The sequence below is a fragment of the Micromonospora sp. CNZ309 genome, assembly GCF_002846525.1.
On record NZ_PJNG01000001.1, the window covers coordinates 5,416,686 to 5,429,996 of the forward strand.

Sequence of the window (13,311 nt, forward strand, 5' to 3'; positions counted from 1 at the left end):
CCGCTCACCAGCCGAAGGTGCGGTCGACGGCGTCGAGCACCCGGTCGAGGTCGGGCAGGTACTCCTCCTCCACCCGGGAGGCCGGGTAGGGGGTGTCGAAGCCGGTCACCCGCAGCACCGGGGACTCCAGGGAGTAGAAGCACTCCTCGGTGATCCGGGCGGCGATCTCCGAGCCCAGGCCCAGGTTGCCCGGGGCCTCGTGCACGACCACGCAGCGGCCGGTGCGCTTCACCGACTCGTACGCGGCGGCCAGGTCCAGCGGGGAGATCGAGCGCAGGTCGATGACCTCCAGCTCCCGGCCGTCCTCGGCGGCGGCGGTCGCCGCGTCCAGGCAGGTCCGCACCATCGGCCCGTACGCCAGCACCGTGGCGTCCGTGCCGGTCCGCACGACCCGGGACGAGTGCAGCGGGTACGCCGAGTCCAGCGGGGCGTCCAGCTCGACCGGGCCCTTCTCCCAGTAGCGCCGCTTCGGCTCCAGGAAGACGATCGGGTCGTCCGACGCGATGGCCTGCTGGATCATCGTGTACGCGTCCTGCGGGTTGGCGCAGGACACCACCTTCAGGCCGGCGGTGTGGGCGAAGTACGCCTCCGGCGACTCGGAGTGGTGCTCGACCGCGCCGATGCCACCGCCGAACGGGATCCGGATGACCATCGGGATCCGCACCTTGCCCTGAGAGCGGTAGTGCATCTTCGCCACCTGCGACACGATCTGGTCGTACGCGGGGTAGACGAAGCCGTCGAACTGGATCTCGCAGACCGGCCGGAAGCCGCGGATGGCCAGGCCGACCGCGGTGCCGATGATGCCGGACTCGGCGAGCGGAGTGTCGATCACCCGCTGGTCGCCGAAGTCCTTCTGGAGGCCGTCGGTGATCCGGAAGACGCCGCCGAGCTTGCCGACGTCCTCGCCCATGATGACGACCTTCGGGTCGTTCTCCAGGGCCCTGCGCAGACCGGTGTTGAGGGCCTTGCCGAGGGTGAGCGTCTCCGTGGCCATCAGTGGGCGCTCCCCTCGAACGACTCCATGTACTTCGTGAACTGCGCCCGCTGCTCGTCGAGCTCGGGGGACCCGTTGGGGTAGACGTGGTCGAACATCGTCACCGGCTCGGGGTTGGGCATGGCGAGCACCCGCTCGCGCAGGTGCACCGACTCGGTGCGGGCCTGCTCGTCGACGGCGGCGAAGAAGTCCGCGTCGGCGATCTGCTGCTTCTCCAGGAACGCCTTCATCCGGGCGATCGGGTCCTTCGCCTGCCAGGCCTCGACCTCGCTGGCGATCCGGTAGCGGGTCGGGTCGTCGGAGGTGGTGTGCGCGCCCATCCGGTAGGTGTAGGCCTCGATCAGGCTGGGGCCCTGGCCGAGCCGGGCGTTGTCCAGCGCGTGCCGGGTCACCGCGTACGACGCGAGGACGTCGTTGCCGTCCACCCGCACACCGGGGAAACCGAAGCCGCCCGCCCGCTGGTAGAGCGGCACGCGGGTCTGCCGCTCCAGCGGCTCGGAGATGGCGTACTGGTTGTTCTGGCAGAAGAACACCAGCGGTGCGTTGAAGACGCTGGCCCAGACGAACGCCTCGTTGACGTCGCCCTGGCTGGTGGCGCCGTCGCCGAAGTAGGCGATCACCGCCTCGCCGTCCTCGGTGCCGGTCTTGCCGTCCATGTGGACGCCCATGGCGTATCCGGTCGCGTGCAGGGTCTGCGCCCCGATCACGATCGTGTACATGTTGAACTTGAACTCGTTCGGGTCCCAGCCGCCCTGGTCGACGCCCCGGAACAGGCCGAGCGGCATGATCGGGTCGATGCCCCGGCAGTAGAGGACGCCGTGCTCCCGGTAGGTCGGGAAGGCCATGTCCTGCGTACGCAGCGCGCGTCCCGAGCCCACCTGCGCGGCCTCCTGGCCCAGCAGGCTGGCCCACAGGCCCAGCTCGCCCTGGCGCTGCAACGCGGTGGCCTCGGCGTCGAGCTTGCGGACCAGCACGAGGTCGCGGTAGAGCCCGCGGTACTCCTCGTCGGTGAAGTCGACGCGGTACTCGGTCCCGTCCGGGCCGGTCGCGCTCTCGATCCGCTCACCCTCGGGGGTGAGCAGCTGCACCAGCTGCGGGTCGCCGGTCGCACCCTTCCTGGACCGGGGTGCGGCCCGTCGGCCGCGACTGGAGACCCCGGGGTCGCCCTTTGCCATCCGTCTCTCCCTGTCTGTCTGCGTCGGCACCGGGGGGTCACCCGGCCGCGCAACTCGTGCGCCTGCCCGGCTGGTGCCGGACGGGTTCCTGGCGGCCGCGCCTAGCCCCGGTGGGGGTTGCCGCGCGGCGTGAGCCGGATTCTGGCCGAACCCGGATCGGGAGCGCCGGCGCCCAGCCGCGCCTGCCGCGAGGGTGCGCGGAGGTCGTGGCTGCGTTGCCGTCGTGGTCCATATTCGCATCACACGTGAGCGTGCCCACAGTGCGCCTTCCCCCAGCAGGGGCGGCGGCCCGCTTCGTCGCACGAAGGGCCCGGTGTCCGTTGCATCGACGCCCGGCCGATCCGGCGGTGGTTCGTCACCGTTCGGCCATATACGCGTGTCGACACGCTGTGCGGGGTTGGCTGACACAGCGTCACTGGTCCAGGCTGTTTGGCACGGGATCGCCCGCATCGGGCGGTTTGCCGCTCCCGCGCGTCGGGGCGGCGCGCCGGACGGTCCCGTACGACCCGTCCGCCGCCGGAGCGACGAGGAGGAGTGCGTGGTGTCCGAGCCAGGTCGAGATCCCGCCACTCCCTTCCTCGGCCGGCACCGTGCCGCCGGCGGCTACCGCCGCCTGGTCGGCGCGCACCGGGCGCCCGGTCAGGGCGGGCCGTCCCGGGGCTACCTGTTCACGGTGGCCCTGCTCGCCGGCACGGCGTCGATGCCGATCCTCGCGGCGATCAGCACCGGCTCCGCCACCGTCGGCAGCACCGCCCTGCCGGACACCAGCACCCCGTTCCTGCCGACCCCCTCGATCGGCCCGGTGGTCATCCCGGTTCCGGCGACGGGTCAGCCGCCGGTCGCCCCGTCGACCCCGTCCCCCGCCGTGCCCGCCCCGGGCGACTGGCGGACCGTCGTGCCCTTCCCGCGTACGCCGATCGTCGCCGCGCCGGCCCCGCCCCCGGCGGCGCGCCCGAAGCCCCCGCCGCCGCCCCGGCCCGGCGGCCGGCCGGTCCCGCCGCCCCCGGCGACCCCGTCCCCGAAGCCCTCCCCGTCGCCCTCCCCGTCACCGAGCCCGTCGCCGAGTCCGAGTCCGGCGCCCACGCCGACCGCCGAGCCGACCTCGGTGGAGCCGACGAGCAGCCTCTCGCTACCGCCGCCCGGGCCGACGGCGACGCCCGCGCCCCCGTCACCGGACGCCCCGACCGCCAGCGCGACCGTCGACCCCGGCCCGACCGTCGACCCCGGCTCCACCGTCGACCCCGGCTCCACCGTCGACCCCGGCTCCACCGTCGACCCCGGCTCCACCGCCGGGACCGGGCACCGGGACGGTTCTTCGCGGGTACGGTGACGTCGACGGCACGTGATCCACGACGGGGCCCGGTCCCGCCGGCGCGCCGGATGCGGACGGGGACGGTCCCGGGCGGCGGCCCGGGGCGGAGCAGAGGCGGGACGCTGAGCGGATCGGGCGGTTCGGACGCGGGGCCTCAGACCCGGCAGCCCGCCGTGCCCCGGCCCGGCCGGACCCTCCGGCTCGCCCGGTTCGTCACCGAGTTGACCGCGCCCGCCGTGCTGGTCTCGGCGCTGACGCTGGCGGTCGGCTGGCACAGCACCCGGGGTGGCGCGCACGGCCTGGCCTGGGGGCTGCTGGCCACGCTCTTCGTCAGTGGCATCCCGTTCGCGTACATCCTCGGCGGGGTGCGTCGGGGCCGGCTGACCGACCACCACGTGGGCGTACGGGAGCAGCGCCGAGTCCCGCTGCTGTTCGGGCTCTGCTCGGTCGCCGCCGGGCTGGCCCTGCTCGCGGTGCTCGGCGCGCCGCGCCCGGTGCTGGCCCTGGCCGCCGCCGGGCTCGTCGGGCTGGTGGTCGCCGTGACGGTCAGCCACTGGTGGAAGATGTCGATCCACTCGGCGGTGGCCGCCGGCGCCCTGGTCGTACTGGTGGTCACGTTCGGTGCCGGGTCGCTGGCGGCGGCACCGCTGCTCGTGCTGGTCGGCTGGTCCCGGGTCCGCCTGCGCGACCACACGGTGCCCCAGGTGCTCGCGGGCCTTGCCCTGGGCGCCCTGGTGGCCGCCCTGACCTTCGCCCCCCTCCGCTGACGGAACCGCGTACAGGTGCGGGCGCGGGTCAGGCCGGGTCGTCCGTGAGGCGGTGGCGGTTGGCCTCGATCCAGGCGTTCAGGGCCGCCGGGTCGTCCGGGTCGACGCCGTCGGCCATGAGCTGCGCCACGGCGGCCGTGGCGGGGCTGCGGCGTTCGCCCGTGCTGTAGAGGCGCGCGAACTCCGGCACCATCTCCTCGATGGCCGTGTCGGTCTGGGTCGCCGCCTGCTCGGGCAGCCCGCGCTTACGGGCCGCGTACCCGGCCCAGGCGCGTAGCACCCGGGGCAGCAGCGCGGCGTCGTCCATGTCCAGCACGGCCCGCCGGTGCACCCAGTCGAGCAGGAAGAGCCCGGCCACGGTGGGGCTCCACCGCATCGGGTCGGCGTCCGGGAAGCTGGCCGCGTGGTCCAGCAGCAGGCTGAGGCAGAAGTGCAGCGAGGCCAGCTCCGCCCCGTCGATGGCGTCCAGGCCGAAGCGGGCCGCCTCGGGCGAGGCGAGGAAGCGACGGACCAGGTCCGTACGCTCGGCGGCGGAGAGCGGCTCGGCGGGCGCGGGGGCCGCCCCGGCCGCCCGGGGCAGCAGTGCCAGCCGGGCGCCGAGCAGGGCGCGGTCGGTGGCGAGCGAGCCCTCCCCGGGCAGCTCGGTCAGTCCGTCGGTGATCGCCAGGTGGCGGGTCACCTCGGCGCGCATCCTGGCCGGCTCCTCGTCGCGGAACCAGGTCAGCTCGTCCCCCGAGCACATCTGCCGGACCTGGTCGAGGATCCGGTCGGGCGGCCCGCCGACGAAGACGTCCTTGGTGATGCCGATGTTGTGGTCGAGCAGCGTCACCACGGCGTGCGCCGAGCCGCCGGCCGGGTCGTCGTAGGCGAAGGTCGCCAGGTAGGAGCTCTGGTCGCCGTACACGTCGCCGTAGGACCAGCAGCCGGTCAGGTGCACGCGGCCGAGCTGGGCGACCCAGGCGGGGGTGGCGGCGCCCGGCCGGACCCGGCCGGCGCCCTCGGCGTCGGGCACCAGCGCGGCGAAGACGGAGCGGATGGTGGTCGCCGCGGCCGACCGGCGGCGGGAGGTGGCGGCCAGGAAGCCGGCCACGAAGTCCCGGACGGCGGCGTCACGCTCGGTCTCGGCGACCGAGTAGACGCTGCCGAGCAGGGCTGCGCCGAGCATCTCCGCGTCGAGGGCGTTGTCCAGCTTGGCCACGTCGCGGGCGGCGTGCAGCACCGCGTCGTACGGGGTCTGAGGCGTTCCCATCCACCGACCCTACGCCGCCGCCCGCCCCGGGAGGGTACGAGCGACCCGAGCGTCCGGCCCGCGTCGCGGCGGCACGCCGCCGACCTGCGGTTGCCGACGGAACCGGATTTCCGGCTCAGCGCCCGGCGGCCTCCTCCAGCGCCGTACGGGCCTCGGCGTAGGAGGCGAGCACTCCCCGCACCGGGGTCAGCACGTGTTCCTCGCCGACCGTCGCCACCGCGGCCGTGAGCCGCCGCTCGGCCCGGCGCCGGGCCCGGCGGGCCGCCCAGCGGACGATCGGCCTGGTCAGGGCGGCCACCAGCAGCCCGGCGAGCAGGCCGCCCAGGAGCAGCAGGGTGGGCAGCGGCACCTCGCCGACCATCGGGTGTTCCAGCGCCGGCAGGCCCAGCGCGCGCAGCGCGTAGCCGAGCGCCAGCCAGCCCAGCCCGGCGAGCGCGGCCAGGGTCACCAGCCACTGGAGGCCGCCGACGAACCGCCACCAGAGCGGTCGCCGGTCCATGCCGAGGTCCGTGCCGGCCACCGCGCGGTCCAGCGCGTCCGGCAGGTCGCCGAGGCGGGACCGGGCGGCGGCGGTGACCGCCGTCGGCCAGGCGGCGGGCAGGTCGGCCCCGGCCCGGTCGGCCACCGACCGGATCGCCAGCCCGAGCGCCGAGCGCTGGGCGGCGGTCGGGTCGGGCACCGAGGTCGCGGCGACGAGGCTCTCCGCCGGTGCGTCGCGGTCGGCGGCGGGGCCCGGCAGGTGCAGCCGGCGCAGCGGGTCGGGCCGCAGCCGCCGCCAGCCCCGGACCAGGGGCCAGCCGGTGGTGGCGGCGCCCCGGTGCCGGTACGCCCGCTCGACCGCCTCGGCGACCGCCGGCACCCCGGCCGCGCCGGCCAGCGCCCGGTGCAACGCGGTGACGGCGGCGTCGTCCGGCCCGCCGGCCGGCGAGGCGTCCCCTACCAACTCGTCGAGCCCGGCCACCACCGCGTCCACGTCGCCCTGGAGCCGCCGCAGCGCGGCCTGCCGCTCGGCCACCGTGCGTTCCAGCGCCTCCCGCAGCCCGGCCATGCCCGCCGGGTCGACGGCGGTCGTCGCCAGCAGCGGTACGCCGTCCAGACCGTCGGAGTCGAGCAGCCGGCGCAGGTCGGCCAGCACCCGGGGCAGCTCGGCCGGGGGCAGCCGGTCGGCCTGGTTGAGCACGACCAGGGTGACGTCGCGGTGCCGGTGGAACTCGCGCAGGTAGCTGGTGTGGATGACCCGGTCGGCGTACTTCTGCGGGTCGACCACCCAGACCACGAGGTCGACCAGGCCGAGCAGCCGGTCCACCTCCAACCGGTGGGACCGCTGCACCGAGTCGAAGTCGGGCAGGTCGAGCAGGATCAGCCCGTGCAGGGCGGACTCGTCGTCGCCGTCGAGCACGCTCTCCCGGACGAAACGGTGCCGGGGCAGCACGCCCACCCAGTCGAGCAGGCGGTTGCCGCCGTCGAGCGGCCCCCAGACGCAGGCGTGCGCGACGCCGGTGGTGGGGCGGCGCACCCCGACCGTCGAGAGTTCCATCCGGGCGAGCGCGTTGAACAGGCTGGACTTGCCGCTGCCGGTCGCGCCGGCCAGCGCCACCACGGTGTGGTCGCGGGAGAGCGCCAGCCGGGTGCCGGCCCGCTCGACGAGGGTGTGCGCCGGCACGAGCTGCGCGTCCGGCAGGTGCCCGTCGACGACCGTGAGGAACCGGCGTACGGCGTCGAGGCGGGCGACGAGCGCGTCGGCGTCCACCCGCTGGTCTCCGCGGAACGCCTCGCGCATCCGCCCGACGATGTTGGTCATGACCCTCCACCCTCGGTGCCGGGCAGGCCCGCGACGGCCGCGCCGGCGAGGCCGCTGCGGTGGCGCGCGATCTCCACCCGGTTGGCGGCGCCACGCAGGGCCTCCGCGGTGTCCGCGGCGGGCCGGGCCTGCGCCGTGCGGTCCAGGTAGCGGGCGGCCTCGTCGTCGAGCAGGGCCCGCACCCGGTCCAGCAGGTCGGCCCGGGCCTTGGCGGCCAGCGTACGCACGGCCTGGTCGCCGAAGATCGCCTGGAGCACGGTCTGCGCGGCGACGGTCGTGCCGGCCCCGGTGGCCACCTCCAGGCCGGTGGGGATGAACGCCGTCGAGGCGAACACCGCGATCATCACGGCGAGCCCGGTGGCGTTGACCGCGTACGCGGCCGTGCGGGCCACGAAGCGCCGGTCGCCGCCCTCGGCACGCACCAGCTCCAGCACGCCCCGCTGCCACTCCCGGACCAGCCGCTCGGCCCGCTCCGGCAGGTCGGCGGAGGGGCGGGCCAGCTCCGGTTCGAGCAGCGCCGCCCCGGCGGGATGCGCCTTCCACCCGGTGTACGCGTTCTCGGCCGCCTCGGCGGCGACGCCCCGCAGCAGGGTCACCAGCTGCGACTCGATCGCGTCGCGCAGCTCGGACGCGGGCGCGGGCCGGCCGGTGACCGCCGCCACCACCCGGTCGCGCAGCCGTCCGATGCGGGCCTCGATGGTGCGGAAGAACTCGCCGGTGCCGACGAACTCCTGCCAGCGGGCGAGCACCTCGCCGCGGAGCAGCCGACCGTCCTTCAGCCCCTGCTCGACGGTCCGGTACGCCCCCCGGTACGCGGCCAGCACCCGCTCGTCGAGCGCGTCAGCGGCGGTGACCTGCTCCTCGGCGGCGTCGGCGAGCCCTTCGACCGCGGGGTGCAGCGCGCCGAGCGCGCCGTCCAGGGTCTGCCGGACCACGGCGGCGCGCGCGTCGGCGTCGGCGGCCAGCCGGGCGAACCAGGCGGCGAGCGGCGCGGTGACCCGGTCGGGCAGCAGGCCCTGCCCGTCGACCCAGGTCTCCGGCAGCACGAAGAGCGGGGCCGCCCCCAGCTCCTGCGCGGCGAGCATCTCCGACAGGTGGGCGGCGATCTCGTCGGCCGCCTCCGGGGGCACCCGGTCCAGCACCATGGCGATGACCGCGCCCCGGGCGCGCGCGCTGCGCAGCAGCTCCCAGGGAACGGCGTCGGCGTAGCGGGCGGCGGTGGTGACGAAGAGCCAGAGGTCGGCGGCGGCCAGGAGTTGACCGGCCAGGGCCCGGTTGGCGTCGACCACCGAGTCGATGTCGGGGGCGTCGAGGAAGGCCAGCCCGGCGGGCAGGGCCGGGGCGGTGACCAGTTGCAGGGTGCGCGGGTCCTCGCTGGGCTCGGTGGTGCGGGCCAGGCCCGGCAGCAGCTCCCCCTTGCGGAACCAGCCCGAGTCGGCGGGGTTGCAGACCAGCACCGGGGAACGGGTGGTCGGGCGGAGCACCCCGGCGGCGCTCACCCGCGCCTGCACCAGGCTGTTGACAAGCGTGGACTTGCCGGCGCCGGTGGACCCGCCGACCACCACGAGCAGCGGCGCGTCGAGCCGGCGCAGCCGGGGCAGCAGGTAGTCGTCGAGCTGGTCGGTGAGGCTCCCGCCGGCGCGCCGGGCGGGCTCGGCGGAGGGCAGCGCGAGGGGGAACCGGGCCGCCCCGATCGCGGCGCGCAGGCCGGCCAGCGCGGCGGGCAGGCTGTCGTCCCCGGTGGTGGCGGGCCGGTCCTCCCCGGCGTCCGTGGGGCCGGTGCGGGCTGCGACGGTGGGCGTGCCGGCCGGGGTGGCGGGATCGCCGTGCGTCGTCACCGCTAAAGCGTGCCCGACCGACGCAAGGGAAGACAACCGATCGGTAAGAACCTGGGGTTGCGTCGGGTCGGCTCAACCTCGACTTGACGATTTCGCGGGGCGTGGCACTATTGAGTCAAGTTCACTCAACTTGTGGTGGGGTCGCTGCGGGCGACGCCCGCCGGGCAGCTCGACGGGCGTCGCCCGTCACCTGCCCACAACGTGATGAAGCGAGGAAGCGAAGATGGCACGTGCGGTCGGTATCGACCTGGGCACGACGAACTCCTGCGTCAGCGTCCTGGAGGGCGGTGAGCCCACCGTCATCGCCAACGCTGAAGGCTCGCGGACGACCCCGTCGATCGTCGCGTTCGCCCGCAACGGCGAGGTGCTCGTCGGAGAGGTCGCCAAGCGCCAGGCGGTGACCAACCCGGACCGGACGATCCGCTCGGTCAAGCGGGAGATCGGCACCAACTGGTCCGTCGACATCGACGGCAAGAAGTACACCCCGCAGGAGATCTCGGCCCGCACGCTGATGAAGCTCAAGCGGGACGCCGAGGCGTACCTGGGCGAGCAGATCACCGACGCGGTGATCACCGTCCCGGCCTACTTCAACGACGGCCAGCGCCAGGCCACCAAGGAGGCCGGCGAGATCGCCGGCTTCAACGTGCTGCGGATCGTGAACGAGCCGACCGCGGCGGCCCTGGCGTACGGGCTGGACAAGGGCTCCAAGGAGCAGACCGTCCTGGTCTTCGACCTCGGCGGCGGCACCTTCGACGTGTCGCTGCTGGAGCTGGCCGAGGGCGTCGTCGAGGTCAAGTCGACCAGCGGTGACAACAACCTCGGTGGCGACGACTGGGACCAGCGGATCATCGACCACCTGGTGAAGACCTTCCGCGGCGAGCACGGCATCGACCTGGGCCAGGACAAGATGGCCCTCCAACGGCTCCGCGAGGCGGCCGAGAAGGCCAAGATCGAGCTGTCCGCCGCCACCACCACCAACATCAACCTGCCGTACATCACCGCCGGCGCGGCGGGCCCGCTGCACCTCGACGTGACGCTCAGCCGGGCCGAGTTCCAGCGGATGACGCAGGACCTGCTGGACCGCTGCAAGGGCCCGTTCGAGCAGGCCGTCAAGGACGCCGGCATCAAGGTCTCCGACGTCGAGCACGTCATCATGGTCGGCGGCTCGACCCGGATGCCGGCCGTGACCGACCTGGTCAAGCAGCTCACCGGCAAGGAGCCCAACAAGGGCGTCAACCCGGACGAGGTCGTCGCCGTCGGCGCCGCCCTCCAGGCCGGTGTGCTCAAGGGCGAGGTCAAGGACGTCCTGCTGCTCGACGTGACCCCGCTGAGCCTGGGCATCGAGACCAAGGGCGGCATCTTCACCAAGCTGATCGAGCGCAACACCACCATCCCGACCAAGCGCTCCGAGGTCTTCACCACGGCGGACGACAACCAGCCGTCGGTGCTGATCCAGGTCTTCCAGGGCGAGCGGGAGATCGCGGCCTACAACAAGAAGCTCGGCACCTTCGAGCTGACCGGCCTCCCGCCGGCGCCGCGCGGCGTGCCGCAGATCGAGGTCACCTTCGACATCGACGCCAACGGCATCGTCAACGTCCACGCCAAGGACCTCGGCACCGGCAAGGAACAGAAGATGACGATCACCGGCGGCTCCTCGCTGCCGAAGGACGACATCGAGCGGATGCGCCGCGACGCCGAGGAGCACGCCGAGGACGACAAGCGTCGCCGCGAGGAGGCCGAGACCCGCAACCTGGCCGAGGCGCTCCAGTGGCAGACCGAGAAGTTCCTGGCCGAGAGCGGTGACAAGCTGCCGTCGGAGTCCCGTGACCAGATCAACGAGGCGCTCGGCGAGCTGCGCGGCGCGCTCGGCGGCCAGGACATCGAGAAGATCAAGTCGGCGCACGAGAAGCTGGCGCAGGTCTCCCAGCAGGCCGGCTCGCTGCTCTACAACCAGCAGGGCGAGCAGGCGGGCGAGCCCGGCCCGGGTGCCGCGGGTGCCGCTGGCGCCGGGGCGACCGGTGGCCCGCAGGCCGGCGGTCCCGCCGGTGGCGCGGACGACGTGGTCGACGCGGAGATCGTGGACGAGGACAAGGACAAGAAGTGACGGTCGTCCCCGGACACGGAACCACGGCAGAGGGATGAGGTAGCCCCATGACGGAGAAGCCACGAGCTGCCGACCCGGGTGCGACCGGGTCGGCGCCGGGTGGCTCCGCGCCCGCCGAGCAGGCCGGCGACGGGCCGCGGGTCGTCATCCGTAACAACCGCAAGATCAGCGAGACGTCCGAGCCGGCCGCGGCCGACGCCGGCTCGGACGCCCCCGCCGAGGGCCTGGTCGAGGAGTCCGAGGTCGTCGTCGACGAGATCGAGGTCGAGGCGGCCGAGGTGATCGGCCCGCCCGTGGTGGACGCCCCGGCGCAGCCGGTCGACGGTGGTCCGACCGCGTTCGGCGCCGAACTCGAGGCGCTGCGCAAGGATCTCGACGAGCGGACCCGGGACCTCCAGCGGGTGACGGCGGAGTACGCCAACTACCGCAAGCGGGTGGACCGGGACAAGGGCCTGGTCACCGAGCAGGCGACCGGCGCGGTGCTCGCCGCGCTGCTGCCGATCCTCGACGACCTGGACCGGGCCCGCGAGCACGGCGACCTGGTCGGGCCGTTCGGCAGCGTGGCCGACCAGCTCGTCGCGGCGCTCGGCAAGTTCGGGCTGACCCCGTTCGGCGAGCAGGGCGACCCGTTCGACCCGACCCGGCACGAGGCGGTCGCCCACCAGACCTCGGCCGACGTCACCGAGCCCACCTGCGTACAGGTGATGCGTCGGGGCTACCAGGTCGGTGAGCGGCTGTTGCGGCCCGCGATGGTCGCGGTCGCCGACCCGGAGTAGTGCCGTACGACGACCGGACCGTCCCGCCCGCCCGTCGAGGGCGGGCGGGACGGTCGGTCCCCAGCTAGGGAAGGGGGTGGACCGGTGAGTTCCAAGGACTGGATCGAGAAGGACTTCTACGCCGTGCTGGGCGTGGACAAGGCCGCCTCCGCCGACGACGTCAAGAAGGCGTACCGGAAGGTGGCCCGGGATTCGCACCCGGACCACAACCCCGGCGACCCGAAGGCCGAGGAGCGTTTCAAGGCCGCCTCCGAGGCGTACGCCGTGCTCGGCGACGACGCCAAGCGGCGGGAGTACGACGAGCTGCGGTCGCTGTTCGGCTCGGGCGCCTTCCGCCGTGGCGCCCGTGGCGCCGGCCAGCCCGGCGGCGTGCCGTTCGACGTCTCCGACCTCTTCGGGGGCGCCGCCGGCGGAGGCGGTGACCGCCGTTTCGGCGGGGCCGGCTTCCAGGACCTGTTCAGTTCGATCTTCTCGGGCGGGGCGGGTGGTCCCGGCGGCCCGTCGCCGGCACGTGGCCCGGCCCGGGGGCGCGACGTCGAGGCCGAGGTGGCCCTCGACTTCGGCGACGCCGTACGCGGGGTGACGCTCCCGCTGACGCTGCGCGCGCCCGGGGTCTGCGACACCTGCCACGGCAACGGGGCGAAGCCCGGCACCTCGCCGCGCACCTGCCAGGTGTGCCACGGGGCCGGGGTGACCAACCGCAACCAGGGGTCGTTCAGCTTCTCCGAGCCGTGCCGCAACTGCCAGGGCGTGGGCACGGTCGTGGAGGAGAAGTGCCCCGAGTGCCAGGGCACCGGCGGGGTCACCAAGACCCGCACGTTGAACGTCCGCTTCCCGGCCGGCGTGGCGGACGGCCAGAAGATCCGGCTGGCCGGGCGGGGCGAGCCCGGTGCACGGGGTGGCCCGGCGGGCGACCTCTTCGTACACGTCAAGGTGCGGCCGGACGAGCTGTTCGGGCGTACCGGCGACGACCTCACGCTGACGGTGCCCGTCACGTTCGCGGAGGCCGTGCTCGGCACGGACCTGCGGGTGCCCACCCTCGACGGCACGGTGACCCTGCGGGTGCCACCGGGCACGCCGAGCGGCCGGATCCTGCGGGCGCGGGGCAAGGGGGTGGTCCGCCGGGACGGCCAGGCGGGCGACCTGCTGGTGACGCTCGACGTGGTCGTGCCCGCGAAGGTGTCCGACGAGGCGCGTGCGGCGTTGGAGAGCTTCGCCGCGCAGACCCCGCCGGCCGCCCGGGAACATCTCGAGGCGCGGGTACGTCGATTCAGTTGACCCGGTGTTCAGTCGGC

General features: G+C 74.4%; 10 protein-coding genes. 5 read left to right on the plus strand and 5 right to left on the minus strand.

Going from position 1 to position 13,311, the window contains the following annotated elements; genetic code table 11:
* Positions 1-4: 4 nt before the first annotated feature.
* Positions 5-994, minus strand: a complete 990-nt coding sequence (locus CLT72_RS22990; protein ID WP_101413545.1) for an alpha-ketoacid dehydrogenase subunit beta — start codon at positions 992-994, stop codon at positions 5-7.
* Positions 994-2,169 carry a pyruvate dehydrogenase (acetyl-transferring) E1 component subunit alpha gene (pdhA, locus tag CLT72_RS22995; protein ID WP_101413546.1) on the minus strand — a complete coding sequence of 392 codons (1,176 nt, stop codon included), beginning with the start codon at positions 2,167-2,169 and terminating at the stop codon, positions 994-996. The genes CLT72_RS22990 and pdhA overlap by 1 nt, the downstream gene beginning before the upstream one ends.
* A 541-nt stretch (positions 2,170-2,710) precedes the next feature.
* Between pdhA and CLT72_RS33010 the strand changes: the two genes are divergently transcribed.
* Positions 2,711-3,499: a hypothetical protein gene (locus tag CLT72_RS33010; RefSeq protein WP_486484312.1), complete on the plus strand. Its 789-nt coding sequence runs from the start codon at positions 2,711-2,713 to the stop codon at positions 3,497-3,499.
* A gap of 155 nt (positions 3,500-3,654) precedes the next feature.
* The gene (locus tag CLT72_RS23010; protein WP_101413549.1) at positions 3,655-4,248 is read left to right on the plus strand and encodes a phosphatase PAP2 family protein; all 594 of its coding nucleotides are present in this window, start codon (positions 3,655-3,657) and stop codon (positions 4,246-4,248) included.
* A 28-nt stretch (positions 4,249-4,276) separates the two neighbouring features.
* On the opposite strand, the gene CLT72_RS23015 is transcribed toward CLT72_RS23010, so the two are convergent.
* From CLT72_RS23015 to CLT72_RS23025, 3 genes are all read right to left on the minus strand, one after another.
* A complete protein-coding gene (locus CLT72_RS23015) occupies positions 4,277-5,497 on the minus strand; it encodes a hypothetical protein (protein WP_101413550.1) in 1,221 nt (406 codons plus the stop codon).
* A gap of 115 nt (positions 5,498-5,612) precedes the next feature.
* Positions 5,613-7,298: a GTPase gene (locus CLT72_RS23020; protein ID WP_101413551.1), complete on the minus strand. Its 1,686-nt coding sequence runs from the start codon at positions 7,296-7,298 to the stop codon at positions 5,613-5,615.
* Positions 7,295-9,136 carry a GTPase domain-containing protein gene (locus CLT72_RS23025; protein ID WP_101413552.1) on the minus strand — a complete coding sequence of 614 codons (1,842 nt, stop codon included), beginning with the start codon at positions 9,134-9,136 and terminating at the stop codon, positions 7,295-7,297. The genes CLT72_RS23020 and CLT72_RS23025 overlap by 4 nt, the downstream gene beginning before the upstream one ends.
* Before the next feature lie 223 nt (positions 9,137-9,359).
* Here CLT72_RS23025 and dnaK point away from each other — a divergent pair, with 223 nt between their 5' ends.
* The 3 genes from dnaK to dnaJ all read left to right on the plus strand — a co-directional run bounded on the left by dnaK (position 9,360) and on the right by dnaJ (position 13,294).
* Positions 9,360-11,240 carry a molecular chaperone DnaK gene (dnaK, locus tag CLT72_RS23030; RefSeq protein ID WP_101413553.1) on the plus strand — a complete coding sequence of 627 codons (1,881 nt, stop codon included), beginning with the start codon at positions 9,360-9,362 and terminating at the stop codon, positions 11,238-11,240.
* Positions 11,241-11,287: 47 nt separating this feature from the next.
* Complete coding sequence (grpE, locus tag CLT72_RS23035) at positions 11,288-12,016, plus strand: nucleotide exchange factor GrpE (RefSeq protein WP_101413554.1); 729 nt, start codon at positions 11,288-11,290, stop codon at positions 12,014-12,016.
* An 84-nt stretch (positions 12,017-12,100) separates the two neighbouring features.
* Positions 12,101-13,294: a molecular chaperone DnaJ gene (gene dnaJ / locus CLT72_RS23040; RefSeq protein WP_101413555.1), complete on the plus strand. Its 1,194-nt coding sequence runs from the start codon at positions 12,101-12,103 to the stop codon at positions 13,292-13,294.
* Positions 13,295-13,311 lie beyond the last annotated feature (17 nt).